At 51.8% G+C, this 17,402-nt stretch carries 20 protein-coding genes and 1 pseudogene; 18 read left to right on the top strand and 3 right to left on the bottom strand.

Translation table 11 applies throughout. From position 1 onward, the window contains the following. A pseudogene (locus WBL83_RS18515) lies at window positions 1–364 on the bottom strand (flagellin FliC); the annotation flags it as partial. A 239-nt stretch (window positions 365–603) separates the two neighbouring features. Between WBL83_RS18515 and fliD the strand changes: the two are divergent. The 4 genes from fliD to amyA all read left to right on the top strand — a co-directional run bounded on the left by fliD (window position 604) and on the right by amyA (window position 4,378). Further along, window positions 604–2,013, top strand: a complete 1,410-nt coding sequence (gene fliD / locus WBL83_RS18510; RefSeq protein WP_424590501.1) for a flagellar filament capping protein FliD — start codon at window positions 604–606, stop codon at window positions 2,011–2,013. Window positions 2,014–2,027: 14 nt separating this feature from the next. Next, the gene (gene fliS, locus WBL83_RS18505) at window positions 2,028–2,435 is read left to right on the top strand and encodes a flagellar export chaperone FliS (protein WP_424590500.1); all 408 of its coding nucleotides are present in this window, start codon (window positions 2,028–2,030) and stop codon (window positions 2,433–2,435) included. Window positions 2,436–2,437: 2 nt separating this feature from the next. Next, entirely contained in the window at window positions 2,438–2,797 is a 360-nt protein-coding gene (fliT, locus tag WBL83_RS18500; RefSeq protein ID WP_424590499.1) for a flagella biosynthesis regulatory protein FliT, read from the top strand. A 93-nt stretch (window positions 2,798–2,890) separates the two neighbouring features. Beyond that, entirely contained in the window at window positions 2,891–4,378 is a 1,488-nt protein-coding gene (gene amyA, locus WBL83_RS18495) for an alpha-amylase (RefSeq protein WP_424590498.1), read from the top strand. A 96-nt stretch (window positions 4,379–4,474) separates the two neighbouring features. On the opposite strand, the gene yedD is transcribed toward amyA, so the two are convergent. Next, entirely contained in the window at window positions 4,475–4,888 is a 414-nt protein-coding gene (yedD, locus tag WBL83_RS18490; RefSeq protein WP_424590497.1) for a lipoprotein YedD, read from the bottom strand. A gap of 332 nt (window positions 4,889–5,220) precedes the next feature. On the opposite strand from yedD, the gene WBL83_RS18485 reads away from it, so the two are divergent. Next, on the top strand, window positions 5,221–5,733 hold the full coding sequence (locus WBL83_RS18485) for a serine acetyltransferase (protein WP_424590496.1): 513 nt from the start codon (window positions 5,221–5,223) through the stop codon (window positions 5,731–5,733). A gap of 194 nt (window positions 5,734–5,927) precedes the next feature. On the opposite strand, the gene fliE is transcribed toward WBL83_RS18485, so the two are convergent. Continuing rightward, window positions 5,928–6,239: a flagellar hook-basal body complex protein FliE gene (gene fliE, locus WBL83_RS18480; RefSeq protein WP_424590495.1), complete on the bottom strand. Its 312-nt coding sequence runs from the start codon at window positions 6,237–6,239 to the stop codon at window positions 5,928–5,930. 218 nt (window positions 6,240–6,457) lie between these two features. On the opposite strand from fliE, the gene fliF reads away from it, so the two are divergent. The 13 genes from fliF to fliR all read left to right on the top strand — a co-directional run bounded on the left by fliF (window position 6,458) and on the right by fliR (window position 17,327). Continuing rightward, window positions 6,458–8,140, top strand: a complete 1,683-nt coding sequence (gene fliF / locus WBL83_RS18475; RefSeq protein WP_424590494.1) for a flagellar basal-body MS-ring/collar protein FliF — start codon at window positions 6,458–6,460, stop codon at window positions 8,138–8,140. Continuing rightward, complete coding sequence (fliG, locus tag WBL83_RS18470) at window positions 8,137–9,129, top strand: flagellar motor switch protein FliG (protein ID WP_424590493.1); 993 nt, start codon at window positions 8,137–8,139, stop codon at window positions 9,127–9,129. Before fliF ends, fliG begins: the two co-directional genes overlap by 4 nt. Continuing rightward, entirely contained in the window at window positions 9,122–9,826 is a 705-nt protein-coding gene (gene fliH / locus WBL83_RS18465; protein ID WP_424590492.1) for a flagellar assembly protein FliH, read from the top strand. Before fliG ends, fliH begins: the two co-directional genes overlap by 8 nt. Then, window positions 9,826–11,184, top strand: coding sequence for a flagellar protein export ATPase FliI (gene fliI, locus WBL83_RS18460; RefSeq protein ID WP_424590491.1), 1,359 nt, complete (start codon window positions 9,826–9,828; stop codon window positions 11,182–11,184). Before fliH ends, fliI begins: the two co-directional genes overlap by 1 nt. 146 nt (window positions 11,185–11,330) lie before the next feature. Continuing rightward, complete coding sequence (fliJ, locus tag WBL83_RS18455; protein WP_424590490.1) at window positions 11,331–11,774, top strand: flagellar export protein FliJ; 444 nt, start codon at window positions 11,331–11,333, stop codon at window positions 11,772–11,774. Then, entirely contained in the window at window positions 11,771–12,988 is a 1,218-nt protein-coding gene (locus tag WBL83_RS18450) for a flagellar hook-length control protein FliK (protein WP_424590489.1), read from the top strand. Before fliJ ends, WBL83_RS18450 begins: the two co-directional genes overlap by 4 nt. A gap of 246 nt (window positions 12,989–13,234) precedes the next feature. Then, on the top strand, window positions 13,235–13,702 hold the full coding sequence (gene fliL, locus WBL83_RS18445) for a flagellar basal body-associated protein FliL (RefSeq protein WP_424590488.1): 468 nt from the start codon (window positions 13,235–13,237) through the stop codon (window positions 13,700–13,702). 4 nt (window positions 13,703–13,706) lie between these two features. Next, window positions 13,707–14,711 carry a flagellar motor switch protein FliM gene (fliM, locus tag WBL83_RS18440; protein ID WP_424590487.1) on the top strand — a complete coding sequence of 335 codons (1,005 nt, stop codon included), beginning with the start codon at window positions 13,707–13,709 and terminating at the stop codon, window positions 14,709–14,711. Continuing rightward, window positions 14,708–15,118, top strand: coding sequence for a flagellar motor switch protein FliN (gene fliN, locus WBL83_RS18435; protein WP_064545513.1), 411 nt, complete (start codon window positions 14,708–14,710; stop codon window positions 15,116–15,118). Before fliM ends, fliN begins: the two co-directional genes overlap by 4 nt. Before the next feature lie 4 nt (window positions 15,119–15,122). Next, on the top strand, window positions 15,123–15,527 hold the full coding sequence (fliO, locus tag WBL83_RS18430; RefSeq protein ID WP_424590486.1) for a flagellar biosynthetic protein FliO: 405 nt from the start codon (window positions 15,123–15,125) through the stop codon (window positions 15,525–15,527). Then, window positions 15,527–16,264, top strand: coding sequence for a flagellar type III secretion system pore protein FliP (gene fliP / locus WBL83_RS18425; RefSeq protein ID WP_424590485.1), 738 nt, complete (start codon window positions 15,527–15,529; stop codon window positions 16,262–16,264). The genes fliO and fliP overlap by 1 nt, the downstream gene beginning before the upstream one ends. Window positions 16,265–16,275: 11 nt before the next feature. Continuing rightward, window positions 16,276–16,545, top strand: coding sequence for a flagellar biosynthesis protein FliQ (gene fliQ, locus WBL83_RS18420; RefSeq protein WP_424590484.1), 270 nt, complete (start codon window positions 16,276–16,278; stop codon window positions 16,543–16,545). After that, window positions 16,542–17,327, top strand: a complete 786-nt coding sequence (fliR, locus tag WBL83_RS18415) for a flagellar biosynthetic protein FliR (RefSeq protein ID WP_424590483.1) — start codon at window positions 16,542–16,544, stop codon at window positions 17,325–17,327. The genes fliQ and fliR overlap by 4 nt, the downstream gene beginning before the upstream one ends. Window positions 17,328–17,402 lie beyond the last annotated feature (75 nt).

The raw sequence follows: 17,402 nt of genomic DNA, 5'->3' as shown, positions 1-17,402 counted from the left end.
CTTCTTTCATACGTTCGTTAACTTCAGACTGGATGGAGTCAATGTCGGATGCGGAGTTAGAGCTGTTCTGCGCCTGAACCGTCAGGTCACGGATACGCTGTAAGTTGTTGTTGATTTCGCTCAACGCGCCTTCAGCAGTCTGCGCCAGAGAGATACCGTCGTTAGCGTTACGGGCAGCAACGGTCAGACCGTTGATGTTAGAAGTGAAACGGTTAGCAATCGCCTGGCCTGCAGCGTCATCTTTAGCACTGTTGATACGCAGACCGGAAGAAAGACGCTCGATCGATGTGCCCAGAGAAGACTGAGATTTAGTCAGGTTGTTCTGAGTCATCAGCGACAGGGTGTTTGTGTTGATTACTGCCATGATGTTATTCCTTAAAAAATTTATCAGATTCAGGCAACTGCCTGCGGCTTCTTCACCGTCATCCTGATTATCGACAACGTTTTCCCAACCTTTAGAAGAAAAGTTAAAAAATCCAAAGCCAAAAAGTGTGGAAACTAACTGCACCTTATTTCGCCATTGCTTCTAAAAATTGTCGCTAATATTCTCCGCTTCGCTGCCGATACTATTACCAGTGATTGTCACCCAAGAAGGAAGAAATAATGGCAAGTATTAGCTCACTCGGTGCAGGTACCAGTCTGGATCTCAACACCCTGTATGACAATTTGCAGACGGCAGAACTGCAAAAATTAACCCCTATTACCTCGCAGCAAACATCTTATAAAGCAAAACTCACTGCGTGGAACGTCGTGCAAACGGCGCTTAATAAAGTACAAACTGCGGCTGCTGCTTTACAAAATACCTCCGCTATTGCCTCGAGCAAAATCACCAGCACCAACAGCGCTTTTAGCACAACGCTTGCTAATACAGCTTCAGCAGGTACTTATTCGGTGGAAGTATCTCATCTGGCCTCGGCGCAATCTTTGCTTTCCGCAAAAGCCACCAGCAAAGATACCGATCTTGGAGACAGCTCGATGGCGAGCCGCACGGTCACCATCACTCAGCCTGGACAGAAAAATCCAATGATCGTGACGCTGGATGCTGATAAAACCAGCCTCTCAGACATCCGTGACGCGATTAACAAGCAGCAGGGCAGCGCGACGGCCAGCATCATTAAGGCTGATGACAATAGCTATTATTTGTCCATCACCTCTCGTGATTCCGGCACAATTAATGAAATGACCATCAGCACCAATGACAGCACGCTCGCGGGCTACATTGGTTACGACAAAACCAGCGCAACAAACCCAATGACGCAAAAAGTTGCCGCGGCAGATGCCGAGGTCAACATCAACGGCGTCAACATCGTTCGTAGCAGCAACACCATCACCGATGCTCCGGAAGGGGTGACGTTGAACCTGACCAAAACCAACGTAGGTAGCCCGGAAACCCTGACGATTGTTAAAGATAACGATCCGATGGTGAAGGCCGTTCAGGATTTTGCCGATGCCTATAACTCGCTGCAAACTACCATCGGTAATCAGACCAAATACACCAAGGTAGATCAGGGTAATACCACGCAAGACTCCAGCAACGGCGACCTGTTAGGCGATGGGACATTGCGTAACATTCAGACTCGTCTGCGCTCAATGCTCTCGAGCTCTCAGGGTGATGCGACAAGCAGCATTCATATCCTTTCGCAGATTGGCGTGACGCAAGACATTTCGGGCAAGTTGACTGTCGATAGCACTAAGCTTAACGACGCGCTGAACAACAAGTCTGTGGACGTGGTGAACTTCCTGTCAGGCGACGGAAAGACCACCGGTTTTGCCACCCAAACCACCAACTTGCTCAACGATATTCTTGGTACTGATGGATCGCTGAAGAATGCCACTGACGGCATAAACAAAACATTGAAACAGCTGTCCGATCAATACGATCGCGTTAATGCTCAGATAACAGCCACTATGACCCGCTACAAAACACAGTTCACCAGCTTAAGTACCCTGGTTTCCTCTCTGGATCAGACTGGTAGCTATCTGACGCAGCAGTTTAATGCCATGAACGGTTAATGTAAGGGTTAACTATGTATAACAAAACCGGGATCCAGGCTTACGCTCAGGTTAGTGTTGAAAGCGCTGTCATGAGCGCCAGCCCGCATCAGCTGGTCGTACTGTTGTTTGACGGCGCCCTGAGTGCCATGAAAAAGGCCGTTATCCTGATAGACCAGGGAGATATCCCTGGTAAAGGACAGGCACTGTCTAAAGCAATCAATATTATTACCAATGGGTTACGTGCTGGCCTCAACCATGAGGTCGGCGGTGAATTATCCACAAACCTGGACGAACTCTACGAATATATGACTCGCCGCCTGCTACAGGCCAACTTGCATAATGATGTTTCAGCAATTAATGAAGTCGAAACTCTTCTGACAAATATCGCAGATGCCTGGAAAGAGATCGGTCCGAATTACCATAAAGTGCAGGACTTCTGATAATGGATGCAAACATTGAATTGCTCCGATGCTACCAGCGGCTGTTGTCGGCCAGCCAAGATATGCTCAAGCTCGCCCATGAAGGATTGTGGGAGGAACTCATTGAGCGAGAAGTGGAATATGTTGGCACGGTAGAAAAAATAGCTGTTTTCCAGGATGCGAGCATGCAATCTCAAGCGATGCAAGCGCAGATCCTCCCCTTGATCAAGGAAATCCTTGATAATGAGGTGGAACTCAAAATGCTGCTGCAACAGCGCATGTCGGAACTTCAAGCATTAGTGGTACAAACATCTCGTCAACAAAATCTTAATACAACCTATGGAAGTCTTGCAGGTAATATCCTTTATCCAAACGAAGGCTGAAATGAAGTGCGGATGAAATAACTATTTATTCATCCGCCGATTTTCCTAATGTGTTCCATACTTCAGCTTGTCTGCCAAAGAGGAACCCCTTAGATGATAAACCCAACCTTGTTGCAATTTTTCCATTGGTATTACCCCGGTGGGGGCAAGCTGTGGGCGGAAGTTGCCGAACGTGCAGCAACGCTCAATGATATTGGCGTCAATATGGTGTGGTTGCCGCCTGCTTATAAAGGCAGTTCCGGTGGCTTTTCGGTCGGTTATGACTGCTACGATCTTTTTGACCTCGGCGAATTTGATCAAAAAGGCTCGTTGGCGACCAAATACGGCGACAAAACACAATTACTGGCAGCGATAAAAGCCTTAAAAGAAAATGACATCGCCGTGCTGCTTGATGTAGTGGTCAACCACAAAATGGGGGCGGACGAAAAAGAGCACATTCGCGTGAATCGCGTTAACGAAGAAAATCGTAACGAGATACACGACGAAGTGATCGAATGCGAAGCCTGGACACGCTACACCTTCCCTGCCCGTGCGGGAAAATACTCGGAATTTATCTGGGATTTCAAATGCTTTAGCGGCGTCGACTACATCGAAAACCCGACCGAAGACGGCATATTTAAAATCATCAACGACTATACCGGCGAAGGCTGGAACGATCAGGTCGATGATGAACTGGGGAATTTCGACTATTTGATGGGCGAGAATATCGATTTCCGCAATCATGCGGTGACCGAAGAGATCAAATACTGGGCGCGCTGGGTGATGGAGGAAACCGGCTGTAACGGATTCCGCCTGGATGCGGTTAAACATATTCCGGCGTGGTTCTACAAGGAGTGGATTGAGCACGTTCAGGAAGTGGCCGAACAGCCGCTGTTTATCGTCGCGGAATACTGGTCGCATGAAGTGGATAAGCTTCAGGAATATATCGCACAGGTCGATGGCAAAACAATGCTGTTTGACGCCCCCCTGCAAATGAATTTCCACCACGCGTCGAAGCAAGGTCGTGAATACGACATGAGCCAGATTTTCACCGGCACCCTGGTGGAAGCTGACCCGTTCCATGCGGTGACGCTGGTTGCCAATCACGACACGCAACCGTTGCAATCCCTTGAAGCACCTGTTGAACCGTGGTTCAAGCCGCTGGCGTATGCACTGATTTTACTGCGCGAGAACGGTGTGCCAAGCGTGTTCTACCCGGATTTATTCGGTGCGAGCTATGACGATGAAGGCGGGGATGGCGAGACTTATCACATCGATATGCCGGTCATTGAACAGCTGGATGATTTGATTCATGCCCGCGAGCGCTTTGCTCACGGCCTGCAAACCCTTTATTTCGATCATCCTAACTGCATCGCGTTCAGTCGCAGCGGGACAGATGAACATCCGGGCTGTGTGGTGGTGTTATCAAACGGCGACGACGGCGAGAAAACCATTACGCTTGGCGACAATTACGGTGGTAAAAACTGGCGGGATTATCTGGGCAATCGCGATGAAGTCGTGACGACTGATGTCACCGGTAGCGCAACCTTCTACTGTAATGGCGGTAGCGTAAGCGTCTGGGTGATGGAAGAAGTGTTATAGCGTCCGTTTGCACGCAGGATGTCGGATGTCGCCCTGGCTAATCCGACCTACGAAAATCTTTTGTAGGGTGGATTAGCCAGGGCGACATCCACCGTTTTACGGCAACTTCGTTTCGAGCGGGTTTTTCTGCAAGAAATCAGCACATTCTTGCGTCGGGCGATCAACACGTTTCAGCGTCATCCCCGCATATTCCAGCGTATCGCCAGTGCGCTCAACGCTATAAACTTCGCGCTTGTTGGTAACGTTATACCAGTCGTCTGAACGCAATGTCAGTTTACCTGGCAACGCAATCACTCGCTGCCACTGACGGCAATCCAGCGTATCCCCGGCAGGCGTGACCACCAGCGTCGCTATTGCTTCAGGACTCACCATCTCACTTTGCGGCCCTTGCGATTGCCAGTAACCGGCAAGTCCAGCAGGCGCAGGGGTTTTCACCACTTCGCGGTAATCGTCAACCTGCACACAGCCACTCAACGCCAGCAACACTGTCAATAATGCAATCTTCTTCATCATCTTTCCTGACTGCGGAGAAAAAATAATTTTCGCATTAAAGCACTTAGCTCGCCAGTGTTTCAGCGACTTGCCGTCAATGTTCGTCATCAGACTTGCGTGATAACCGGTTTGTTGGGTGTCAAAGATGCAGCCCGTTGCTATCGATAACTCAACGCCAGTTTGGTGGCATACAGCATAAATCCCCCGCTCCGCACCATTTAAAGATATCGTAAGCCCGCCTGGATGCGGCAAGCAACGCACCCGGACAATTGAAATTTGTCATCTGCGCACTGGCGAACCCCTCATTATGAATTAAGATTGTTCTTATAAACTATAAATGGAATATTGCCATGCGTGATTTCTTGTCCACTTTAAAATATGACTTAAAAATCAATACCGCTAAATCTAAGCTCATTATTTTAATTTTCAGAATGGCAACTATTCACGCCAAAACCAAGGCGCTGTATCCGATCTCTCTACTGTTTGTGATTTTGAATAGAGTTGTTAATGAAGGGCTATTTGGCGTTGAACTCAATTACCATTTAAAGATTGGTAAAGGGTTTAAAATCTGGCACGGCAACTCAATGATTATTAACAGAAACTGCGTCATTGGTGACAATTTTACCATCAGGCAGTTCTGCACCCTTGGCAGCAATAAGAATGGCGTCGACATCAAATTCAAAGTGGGAAATAACGTTAATATCGGCGCACATTCCTGCATCATTGGTGATGATATAGAGATAGGTGACAACGTGACAATTGGCGTTGGAACGCTGGTTTTAAAAAGCGTCCCGTCTAATAGCACCGTTATTTCCAGCAATAAAATGGTTATTCTGGAGAAGCGCGAGGCGTTAACCCAATAACTATTATTAAATCTCATGCTTTAGGTGTATTGATTTATTAAAAAATAACCCACCAATTTACCCAAATAATTGGATTTGTCTCAAGTCAGTAAATCCGAATGAGCTTACTCAGGTAAGTGATTATTCGGCAAATCCATGCCCCATGCAAAAGCCATTTGATAGCATTCTCTTTATATATCAAATAGCTTAAGCCTCTAAACCTGCATATTCATCACTTCCTGATACGCCGACACCATCTTGTTTCGCACCTGGATACCCATCTGTAGCGAAACCGACGATTTTTGCAGATCGACCATCACATCATTAAGCGCAACACCGGGTGTGCCGAGGGCAAATTTTTCAGCCTGAGTACGGGCAGAGGTTTGTGTCTCGCTGATACGGCCAAGCGCTGCCTGCAACTCGCCGGCAAAACTTACTTTTGGCTCGTAATTCTGAACCTGATTCCCCGCTGACAGCGCGGTTGCCTGCAACTGCTGAAGTACGCCTTCAATGCCCTGAATTGCCATTTCCCCTGCCCCAGTGATTTTAAACGCGGCAAGATTAACACCTTGTCAATAGGATAAAGGCGGTAAATAGCAGCAATAAATAGACCTAATTCAGCCATCGAAAATTTTCAGAAAGAAAATAATGACGTTGCCATCTTTGTGGAACTTTTGTTGTGGGAGCTCGTTTTGTTCACTCTGTCTATTAAATATGTTGTCTACGTCCAGCTGCGAGGTGCTCAATGACCGCTGCTGGCCAGGCACAAACGCCACAAAACAAAACCCAGGAGTGGTTGTCCCGTATTCGCGCAAATCCTAAAATCCCGCTGATGGTCGCAGGTGCTGCGGCTATCGCCATTATTATTGCGCTGGTGCTGTGGGCCAAAACGCCTGACTACAAGGTGCTGTATAGCAATCTGGCGGAGCAGGACGGCGGTGCTATCGTCACTCAGCTCACCCAGATGAATGTGCCCTATCGTTTCTCTGATAACGGCAGTGCGATTCTGGTCCCGGCAGAAAAAGTCTACGATCTACGTTTGCGCATGGCGCAACAAGGGTTGCCGAAAGGCGGCGCGGTCGGTTTCGAATTACTGGATCAAGAAAAGTTTGGTATCAGTCAGTTTAGCGAGCAAGTGAACTACCAGCGTGCTCTGGAGGGTGAACTCGCCCGCACTATCGAAACGCTTGGCCCGGTCAAAACCGCACGAGTGCATCTGGCGATGCCAAAACCTTCACTGTTTGTCCGCGAACAAAAATCCCCTTCTGCTTCCGTAACCCTGAGCCTTGAGCCGGGCCGTGCGTTAGATGAAGGACAAGTCAGTGCCGTCGTGCATATGGTTTCAAGTGCAGTTGCCGGGTTACCACCAGGCAATGTGACGCTGGTCGACCAGGGCGGGCATCTGCTGACGCAGTCCAATACCGCAGGCCGTGATCTTAACGATGCGCAGCTGAAATATGCGATGGATGTCGAAAATCGCTACCAGCGCCGTATCGAAGCGATTCTCGGTCCGATTGTGGGTAGCAATAATGTTCACGCGCAGGTCACCGCGCAAATCGACTTCTCTAATAAAGAACAAACTCAGGAGCAGTATCGCCCGAACAGCGATCCTTCTCAGGCCGCGGTGCGTTCTCGCCAGCTCAACCAAAGCGAGCAAGTGAATGGCCGTAACCCAGGCGGGGTGCCGGGTGCGCTGTCCAACCAACCGGCTCCACCGAATAACGCGCCAATTTCCACGCCTCCACAAGCCACGCCAGCAAATGGTCAGCCACAACAAAGCCAGGCCACGTCAACATCCGCGCAGACCGGCTCGAGTAACACTCAGCGTGACGAGACCACCAACTACGAAGTCGACCGCACCATTCTGCATACCAAATTGAACGTCGGTGATGTTCAGCGTCTGTCGGTCGCGGTGGTGGTTAACTATCGCCAGCTTACCGATGGCAAACCTCTGCCGTTAACCGCCGAACAAATGAAGCAAATTGAGAATCTGACGCGCGAAGCGATGGGGTATTCCGATAAACGCGGCGATACGCTGAATGTCGTTAACTCACCGTTTAGCGCCACTGACGAAACCAGCACTGAGTTGCCGTTCTGGAAACAACAAGCCTTCTTCGAAATGCTGATGTCTGCGGGCCGTTGGTTGCTGGTGTTGATTGTCGCCTGGCTGCTGTGGCGCAAAGTTGTTCGCCCACTCATCCAGCGCAAAGAAGCGGTGCAGCAGGCGCAAGTGGCAGCCCAACGCCAGCGTGTTGAAGAAGAAGATGCGGTTTCTGTACGCCTGACCAAAGACGAACAGCAGCAACAACGTAAAGTTAATCAAAAACTTAGCGCTGAAGTGATGAGCCAGCGTATTCGCGAGATGTCTGATAACGATCCGCGCGTGGTCGCGCTGGTTATACGTCAATGGATGAGTAACGAACTATGAGTATTAGCGGAACAGAGAAAAGCGCAATTCTGTTGATGACCATTGGTGAAGACCGTGCGGCTGAGGTGTTCAAGCACCTCAGCCCACGTGAAGTCCAGCATCTCAGTGCCGCGATGGCCAGCATTCGCCAGATTTCCAATAAGCAACTGACCGAAGTGCTGGCCGAGTTCGAACAAGAAGCCGAGCAGTACGCTGCGCTGTCGGTGAACGCCAACGATTATCTGCGTTCTGTCCTGATAAAAGCGCTGGGCGAAGAGCGTGCCTCCAGCCTGCTGGAAGATATTCTCGAAACCCGCGAAACCACGTCGGGCATGGAAACGCTCAACTTTATGGAACCGCAGAGTGCCGCGGATCTTATTCGCGACGAGCACCCGCAAATTATCGCGACCATCCTGGTGCACCTCAAACGTGGCCAGGCGGCAGATATTCTGGCGTTGTTCGACGAGCGTTTACGCCACGATGTGATGTTGCGTATCGCGACCTTCGGCGGCGTCCAGCCAGCAGCACTGGCTGAGTTGACCGAAGTGCTCAACAACCTGCTCGACGGCCAAAACCTCAAGCGCAGCAAAATGGGCGGCGTAAGAACCGCAGCCGAAATTATCAACCTGATGAAAACTCAGCAGGAAGAAGCGGTTATCTCTGCGGTTCGCGACTTCGACGGCGAGCTGGCACAAAAAATTATCGACGAGATGTTCCTGTTCGAAAACCTGGTCGAAGTCGACGACCGCAGCATCCAGCGCCTGTTGCAGGAAGTGGAATCCGAATCGCTGCTTATCGCCCTCAAAGGTGCCGAGCAACCGCTGCGCGAGAAGTTCCTGCGCAACATGTCGCAACGTGCGGCAGATATTCTGCGCGACGACCTCTCCAACCGCGGGCCGGTTCGCCTGTCGCAGGTGGAGAACGAACAGAAGGCGATTCTGCTTATCGTTCGTCGTCTGGCAGAAACCGGCGAGATGGTGATTGGCACCAGCGAGGATACCTATGTCTAACGGGCTTCCGTGGAAAATCTGGACGCCAGACGATCTGGCGCCTCCCTCGCAGTCATTCGAGCCAATGTTCTCGTCCGATTCTATTGCTGACGAGGACGAGCACGCGCCACAAGAGAGCGAGCCGGATTTACAGCAGGCTCTGGCTCAAATGCAGATGCAGGCCCACGAACAAGGTCATCAACTGGGTTATGCCGCAGGGCATACGGCTGGCGCGGAAGAAGGTCGCAAAGCCGGATTTCAGCAAGGTCTTGAACAGGGTCTGGCTGAAGCCAAACAACAGCAAGCGCCGGTTCACGCGCGGATGCAACAACTGGTCAGCGAATTCCAGTACACGCTGGATGCCCTTGATAGCGTCATCGCTTCGCGTCTGATGCAAATGGCTCTGGAGGCGGCACGCCAGGTTATCGGTGAGTCAAAAGGCATTGATAACAGCGCGCTGATAAAACAGATCCAGACACTGTTACAGCAGGAGCCGCTGTTCAGTGGGAAACCGCAATTGCGTGTACATCCCGATGATTTACAACGCGTGGAAGAGATGCTTGGCGCAACACTCAGCCTGCATGGCTGGCGGTTACGCGGTGACCCGAGCCTGCATCAGGGTGGCTGTAAAGTTTCCGCTGACGAAGGCGATCTCGACGCAAGCGTGGCGACCCGCTGGCAGGAACTCTGCCGTCTTGCCGCACCTGGAGTGTTGTGATGACCGCCCGTTTAACACGCTGGCTCAACACGCTCGATAACTTCGAAGCGAAGATGTCGCAGTTACCGACCGTTCGCCGTTATGGCCGACTGACCCGCGCAACCGGTCTGGTGCTGGAAGCCACCGGCCTGCAATTGCCGCTCGGTGCAACCTGCATTATCGAACAGCACTCCAGAGACATCGAGTGTGAAGTGGTCGGGTTTAATGGCAAAAAACTGTTCCTGATGCCTCTTGAAGAGGTCGAAGGGATTTTGCCTGGCGCGCGCGTTTACGCCCGTGCCACCAGTGAAGGGGGTCTGCACAGCGGGAAACAATTACCGCTCGGCCCGGCATTGTTAGGCCGCGTGCTTGATGGCAGTGGCCGTCCGCTCGACAGCCTTCCCGCCCCGGAAACCACCACCATGGGTGCGCTGGGTGCTGCGCCGTTTAACCCGTTGCAACGGACTCCCATCGAACACGTGCTGGATGTCGGCGTGCGCCCGATAAACGCGCTGCTCACAGTCGGGCGTGGGCAACGTATGGGCCTGTTCGCCGGTTCCGGCGTCGGCAAAAGCGTGCTGTTAGGCATGATGGCGCGTTATACCCAGGCAGATGTGATTGTCGTGGGGTTAATCGGCGAGCGTGGCCGTGAAGTAAAAGACTTTATCGAGAATATCCTCGGCCCTGAAGGCCGCGCCCGTTCGGTGGTGATTGCGGCACCCGCGGATGTCTCACCGTTATTGCGTATGCAGGGTGCGGCATATGCGACGCGCATCGCCGAAGATTTCCGTGACCGTGGTCAGCATGTATTGCTGATTATGGACTCCCTAACCCGCTATGCGATGGCGCAGCGTGAAATCGCACTCGCCATTGGTGAGCCGCCAGCAACCAAGGGTTATCCACCGTCGGTTTTTGCCAAACTCCCGGCACTGGTTGAACGTGCGGGTAACGGTATTCACGGCGGCGGGTCAATTACCGCGTTTTATACCGTGCTGACCGAAGGCGATGACCAACAAGACCCGATTGCCGACTCCGCACGCGCCATTCTTGATGGCCACATCGTGTTGTCGCGCCGGCTTGCCGAAGCGGGTCACTATCCGGCAATCGACATTGAAGCGTCCATCAGCCGTGCCATGACGTCATTAATTACCGATTCGCACTACGCGCGTGTTCGTCATTTCAAACAACTGTTATCCAGTTTCCAGCGTAACCGCGATTTAGTCAGCGTCGGCGCGTATGCCAAAGGCAGTGATCCGCAGCTCGATAAAGCGATTGTGTTGTGGCCGCAACTGGAAGCTTTTTTACAACAAGGGATTTTTGAACGCAGCGGCTGGGAAGAAGCCTGTCAGTCACTGGAGATTATTTTCCCGGGAGGCTGATGCAAGGGACAGTGGTGGATGACGCTGACGCTTATCCACCCTACAACGGCTGGAGGGCGCTTACGCTTATCCACCCCGCAACGGCTGAAGTTTCGTAGGTCGGATAAGCGCAAGCGTCATCCGACATGAGTTTAAGAGAGGTCAACATGAACCAAAGCACCGCACTGGATACCCTGCGCGACCTCGCAGAAAAAGAGGTCGACGATGCTGCAGTCCGCTTAGGGGAAATGCGCCGTGGCTGCCAGCAGGCCGAAGAACAACTCAACATGCTGATTAACTATCAGTTTGAATACAGCACCAGTCTTAATGACAGCATGAGTCAGGGGATTGCCAGTAACCGTTGGCAGAATTATCAGCAGTTTATTCAAACCCTTGAGAAAGCCATTGATCAGCATCGTCAACAGTTAATGCAGTGGAACAGTAAGGTCAGCCAGGCACTTAATTTCTGGCAAGAGAAGCAAAAAAGATTACAAGCCTGGCAGACGTTACAAGACCGCAAAGCGGCGCAGGTGTTATTAGCTGAAAACAAACTCGATCAAAAAATGATGGATGAATATGCCCAGCGGGCAACACTGAGGAAAGCAGAATGATGACACAGCCCCTGATGATTACGTCTACAGATGTGGTAAGCAGCTCGACTTCAGGTAGCACTACCGCTGCGGATAAGGGTTTCAGTGAAGATTTTCTGAGTCTGCTGGGTAAAGCATTACCCGGCCAGGTGACACTGGCTGACGGCAAAACAGTGTCGCTTGAGGCAGCACTGGATAAAACCGCTGCTAAAAGCACCCGTGCGGAGGATGAAAAAGCGACTCTCGCTTCGCTGCTGGATAATCCCGACACGCCCGAAGCGCTTTCTGCCCTGCTCACCACCGTGAAGAAAACCAGCAGCGACGAGAAGACCTCTCAGATTGACGCGCAGAATTCACAAACCCATACGCTTAGCAATGCGGATATGCAGGCATTGAGCGCGCTGTTTGCCATGTTGCCGCAGCAAGCCCCAACTGCCAGCACCCTGAATCTGCAGCCAGAAGCTGAGAGTAATGGAACCCCGTCGCTTAACGCTTTGCTCGCGGGTAGCGGTATCAAAAACACCCTGGCGACGGATACGACTGACACCACCAGCGTGCTGGATAAAACCGCCGGGCTGGATAAGCCTGTTGCGGCAAAGAATGCGCAGACCACCAGCAATGAACCCATTTTGCCGGATACTAAAAGCTTCGCCGCCTTAAACAGTGCTGAGAATGGCAGCCGTGATAGCGCGGCAAACAACACGACGACCGCGTCGACGATGACAACGCCAGTCTTCAGTGCGGCGACCGTCGCTACACCGGCCTCATCGCAAATTGCGGTGCCTGTCGCACCGCAGATTAGCGCCCAACTGGGAAGCCAGGAGTGGCAGCAGTCGGTAAGTCAGCACATCACCATGTTCACGCGACAGGGCCAGCAAAGTGCAGAATTACGTCTGCATCCTGAAGATCTCGGCCAGATTCAAATCAGCATGAAACTCGATGATAACCAGGCGCAATTGCAGATGGTTTCAGCCCACAGCCACGTGCGCGCCGCACTGGAAGCCACTTTACCTAACCTGCGTATTGCGCTGGCAGAGAGCGGAATTGAGCTGGGGCAAAGCAGCATCAGCAGCGAAAGTTTTGCTCAGCAGCAACAACAATCTGGCCAACAGCAGCAACAGACGCAGCGTTCATCAGGCAGCTTCCCGTTATTGGGCGAGTCTGAATCGTTGGCCGTTCCCGCCAGTATTCAACGTTTAGCGTCGGGAAATAACGCGGTGGATATTTTTGCCTGAGCACCTTTCCTTAAGCTAAACGATAAAGGTAACAACAAAAAACCCCTGTTTTCGGGCCTTTGAACGCCCGTCGACACCGGATAATCAACCTATACCCAAGCGACTTCAAGATGCAGGTAGGCGGCAATCGAATGAATCCCGATGAGCTTACTTGAATAAGTGATTCGGGTGAATGAGAGCAACCACCCCTGCAACTAAAAGGGCGATGGGTATGAATGCAGTACCGATAAAGGAAAGATACGTTTTATGACTGACACCGCTTTGCCAAAAGGCCGCAAGCGCTCCATCTGGATGATTTTACTGGTCCTGATCACTCTTGCAGCGTGTGCTACCGCAGGTTACAGCTACTGGCGTATGAAGCAGCAACCCGCTGCCGCTCAGACAAAGGCGCCTGAGCCACCGCCAGCCCCCGTGTTTTTCGCACTGGATACCTTCACCGTTAATCTCGGTGATGCTGACCGCGTTTTGTACATCGGTATCACATTGCGCCTGAAAGATGAAGGCACGCGCCAACGTCTGAGCGAATTCTTGCCGGAAGTACGCAGCCGTTTATTGCTGCTTTTCTCCCGTCAGGACAGCGCGGCGCTGGCAACCGATGAAGGCAAACAAAAGCTGGTTGAAGCCATAAAAAATACTCTGGCTCCACCACTTGTCGCCGGGCAACCACAACAGGCAGTCAGCGACGTGCTGTATACCGCCTTCATTTTGCGGTAATCCCATGGGCGATAGCATTCTTTCTCAGGCCGAAATTGATGCACTGTTAAATGGCGACAGTGACAGTAGCGATGAACCCGCAGCCGGTGCATCGACGGAAACGGACATTCGTCCGTATGATCCTAATACCCAGCGTCGTGTGGTGCGTGAACGCCTGCAGGCGCTGGAGATCATTAACGAGCGTTTTGCCCGTCAGTTCCGTATGGGGCTGTTCAACCTGTTACGTCGTAGCCCGGACATTACCGTCGGGGCGATCCGCATTCAGCCTTATCACGAATTTGCCCGCAACCTGCCGGTACCCACCAACCTCAACCTGATGCACCTCAAACCGCTACGCGGTACTGGCTTGTTCGTGTTTTCCCCAAGCCTGGTGTTTATCGCGGTTGATAACCTGTTTGGTGGTGACGGGCGTTTCCCTACCAAAGTGGAAGGCCGGGAATTTACCCATACCGAACAGCGTGTGATTAACCGCATGCTGAAGCTGGCACTGGAATCTTACAGCGACGCGTGGAAAGCCATTTATCCGCTCGACGTGGAGTATGTGCGTTCCGAAATGCAGGTGAAATTCACCAATATCACGACCTCGCCAAACGACATCGTGGTGAATACTCCGTTCCATGTCGAAATCGGCAACCTGACCGGTGAATTTAATATCTGCCTGCCGTTTAGCATGATTGAACCGTTGCGCGAGCTGCTGGTGAATCCGCCGCTGGAAAACTCCCGTCAGGAAGACCAAAGCTGGCGCGATACGTTGGTGCGTCAGGTTCAGCATTCTGAGCTTGAGCTGATCGCCAACTTCGGTGACATACCGCTGCGTTTGTCGCAAATCTTAAAATTGAAACCTGGTGACGTTCTGCCAATTGATAAGCCGGAAAGAATTCTGGCACACGTTGACGGTGTGCCGGTGCTGACCAGTCAGTACGGCACGCTTAACGGTCAGTACGCTTTGCGCGTCGAACATTTGATCAACCCGATACTGAATTCGCTGAACGAGGAACAGCCCAAATGAGTGATATTAATCAACCGTCCGACGACAATGCAGGCTCTGTGGACGATCTGTGGGCTGATGCGCTAAACGAACAAAAAGTCTCCACGAAAAGTACCGCTGACAGCGTCTTCCGTGCGCTTGAGGGCAATGACATTGCCGGGGCGATGCAGGACATCGACCTGATTATGGACATTCCGGTCAAGCTGACTGTGGAACTGGGCCGTACGCGCATGACCATCAAAGAACTGCTGCGTTTATCGCAAGGTTCGGTAGTGGCGCTGGATGGCCTCGCCGGCGAACCGCTGGATATTCTGATCAACGGCTATTTGATTGCACAGGGTGAAGTGGTGGTGGTGGCCGATAAATACGGCGTGCGTATTACTGACATCATTACGCCATCTGAACGTATGCGTCGTCTGAGCCGTTAATTCGATGAAAACCCAGGCAACAGTACAGCCGGCTCTACAGCAACAACCCGCCGCCAGCACCGGTTCCCCTTTAGTACAAGTGAGCGGCGCGTTAACGGCGATTATCATTTTTATCTTGCTTGCCGCCTGGGTAGCAAAACGTTTTGGTTTCACACCCAAAACCGGCTCCAGCAAAGAGATGAAAGTCAGCGCCAGTTGCAGCGTGGGTGCTCGCGAACGCGTGGTGATTGTTGATGTACCCGACGCGCGTCTGGTGCTCGGTGTCACCGCCGGGCAAATTACCCATTTGCATACTTTGCCGCCCGCACCGGTGCGTGAAACAGTGTCCCCTGTTGCCCCTGCTGATTTCCGTGAGTTGATGAAAAACAGCCTGATGAAAAACCTGCTTAAACGTAACGGGAAAGATTGATGAAACGTTGGCTCTCCTTCTCGTTATTTGGGCTGCTGTTCGTCATGCCAGCCGCTTACGCTCAATTACCGGGTCTTATCAGCCAGCCGATGTCCAATGGCGGCCAAAGCTGGTCGCTTCCGGTGCAGACGCTGGTGTTTATTACCTCGCTGACGTTCTTACCGGCAATCCTGCTGATGATGACCAGCTTCACCCGCATCATTATCGTTTTTGGTCTGCTACGCAGTGCGTTGGGCACCCCGTCCGCACCGCCAAACCAGGTGTTGCTGGGCCTGGCGCTGTTTTTAACCTTTTTCATTATGGCGCCGGTGTTCGACAAAATTTATACCGATGCGTATCAGCCGTTTAGCGAGAACAAAATCCAGATGGATGAAGCGCTGGAAAAGGGTTCTCAGCCTTTGCGCGAGTTCATGCTGCGACAAACCCGTGAAGCGGATCTGGCATTGTTTGCCCGCCTCGCGAATACGCCACCGCTCGAAGGCCCGGAAGTGGTGCCTATGCGCATCCTGCTGCCGGCTTATGTCACCAGCGAGCTGAAAACCGCTTTCCAGATTGGCTTTACGGTGTTCATCCCGTTTTTGATTATCGACCTGGTGATTGCCAGCGTGTTGATGGCGCTGGGGATGATGATGGTGCCACCGGCCACCATTGCCCTGCCCTTTAAATTAATGCTGTTTGTGTTGGTGGATGGCTGGCAATTGCTTGTCGGGTCACTGGCCCAAAGTTTCTACAGTTAGAGGGGAAAAAGATGACTCCTGAGTCGGTCATGATGATGGGCACCGAAGCGATGAAAGTGGCTTTGACGCTCGCCGCGCCGTTGTTGATGGTGGCACTGGTCACCGGTCTTATCATCAGTATGTTGCAAGCCGCCACACAGATTAACGAAATGACCCTTTCGTTTATCCCAAAAATTCTGGCGGTGTTTGTCACGATTATCGTAGCCGGCCCATGGATGCTTAATCTGTTGCTGGACTATATGCGTACGATACTCACAAACATCCCGATGAACATTGGATGATTCACGTTGATAGCGGGCAGTGGCTCACATTACTGAGTATGGGATTCTGGCCATTTCTGCGCATTATGGCCCTGATCGCGACCGCCCCTATTCTGAGCGAACGCTCTATTTCAAAGAAGGTAAAAATTGGCCTTGGGCTGATGATTACCTGGATAATTGCCCCCACCCTCCCTGCCGCGAATGTGACGATTTTCTCGGCTGCTGGCTTCTGGCTCGCGGCACAGCAAATCCTGATTGGCATTGCGCTGGGCTTTACCATGCAGTTTGCCTTTGCCGCCATTCGTACTGCCGGAGAAATCATCGGCCTACAGATGGGCTTGTCGTTCGCCACCTTCTTCGACCCCGGCAGCCGCCTGAACATGCCGGTGCTGGCGCGTTTTATAGACATGCTGGCGATGCTGCTGTTTCTGGTGTTTAACGGCCATTTGTGGCTGATTTCGATGCTGGTCGACACATTTCACACCCTGCCCATCGGCGGAAATCCTGTCAACAGTCATGCGTTTATGGCGCTGACGCGGGCTGGCGGATTAATCTTCCTTAACGGTTTGATGCTCGCACTCCCGTTGATCACGTTGCTGCTGACGCTGAACATCGCCCTCGGTCTGCTTAACCGTATGTCCCCGCAACTTTCCGTGTTTGCCATTGGTTTCCCCCTCACCCTGGCGATGGGCATATTAGTCATGATCGCGTTAATTCCGTTGATGGCTCCGTTTGCCGAACATTTATTTGGGGAAGTCTTTAATTTGCTCGCTGATATTGTGAGTGAAATCCCCGCAAATTAATCCCGCACTGTTTGTAGAGTCTTGGTGAGGATATTCCTAAAAGCTTTCTTAAATAACATTCACCAGGATATACCC

The organism is Buttiauxella sp. (assembly GCF_049686335.1).
Lineage (GTDB): Bacteria > Pseudomonadota > Gammaproteobacteria > Enterobacterales > Enterobacteriaceae > Buttiauxella.
This window is presented reverse-complemented; position numbering and strand designations above follow the sequence as displayed.

Coding starts and splice junctions, on each gene's coding strand:
- fliD (WP_424590501.1), top strand. CDS start 604: ATGGCAAGTATTAGCTCACTCGGTGCAGGTACCAGTCTGGATCTCAAC.
- fliS (WP_424590500.1), top strand. CDS start 2,028: ATGTATAACAAAACCGGGATCCAGGCTTACGCTCAGGTTAGTGTTGAA.
- fliT (WP_424590499.1), top strand. CDS start 2,438: ATGGATGCAAACATTGAATTGCTCCGATGCTACCAGCGGCTGTTGTCG.
- amyA (WP_424590498.1), top strand. CDS start 2,891: ATGATAAACCCAACCTTGTTGCAATTTTTCCATTGGTATTACCCCGGT.
- yedD (WP_424590497.1), bottom strand. CDS start 4,888: ATGAAGAAGATTGCATTATTGACAGTGTTGCTGGCGTTGAGTGGCTGT.
- WBL83_RS18485 (WP_424590496.1), top strand. CDS start 5,221: ATGCGTGATTTCTTGTCCACTTTAAAATATGACTTAAAAATCAATACC.
- fliE (WP_424590495.1), bottom strand. CDS start 6,239: ATGGCAATTCAGGGCATTGAAGGCGTACTTCAGCAGTTGCAGGCAACC.
- fliF (WP_424590494.1), top strand. CDS start 6,458: ATGACCGCTGCTGGCCAGGCACAAACGCCACAAAACAAAACCCAGGAG.
- fliG (WP_424590493.1), top strand. CDS start 8,137: ATGAGTATTAGCGGAACAGAGAAAAGCGCAATTCTGTTGATGACCATT.
- fliH (WP_424590492.1), top strand. CDS start 9,122: ATGTCTAACGGGCTTCCGTGGAAAATCTGGACGCCAGACGATCTGGCG.
- fliI (WP_424590491.1), top strand. CDS start 9,826: ATGACCGCCCGTTTAACACGCTGGCTCAACACGCTCGATAACTTCGAA.
- fliJ (WP_424590490.1), top strand. CDS start 11,331: ATGAACCAAAGCACCGCACTGGATACCCTGCGCGACCTCGCAGAAAAA.
- WBL83_RS18450 (WP_424590489.1), top strand. CDS start 11,771: ATGATGACACAGCCCCTGATGATTACGTCTACAGATGTGGTAAGCAGC.
- fliL (WP_424590488.1), top strand. CDS start 13,235: ATGACTGACACCGCTTTGCCAAAAGGCCGCAAGCGCTCCATCTGGATG.
- fliM (WP_424590487.1), top strand. CDS start 13,707: ATGGGCGATAGCATTCTTTCTCAGGCCGAAATTGATGCACTGTTAAAT.
- fliN (WP_064545513.1), top strand. CDS start 14,708: ATGAGTGATATTAATCAACCGTCCGACGACAATGCAGGCTCTGTGGAC.
- fliO (WP_424590486.1), top strand. CDS start 15,123: ATGAAAACCCAGGCAACAGTACAGCCGGCTCTACAGCAACAACCCGCC.
- fliP (WP_424590485.1), top strand. CDS start 15,527: ATGAAACGTTGGCTCTCCTTCTCGTTATTTGGGCTGCTGTTCGTCATG.
- fliQ (WP_424590484.1), top strand. CDS start 16,276: ATGACTCCTGAGTCGGTCATGATGATGGGCACCGAAGCGATGAAAGTG.
- fliR (WP_424590483.1), top strand. CDS start 16,542: ATGATTCACGTTGATAGCGGGCAGTGGCTCACATTACTGAGTATGGGA.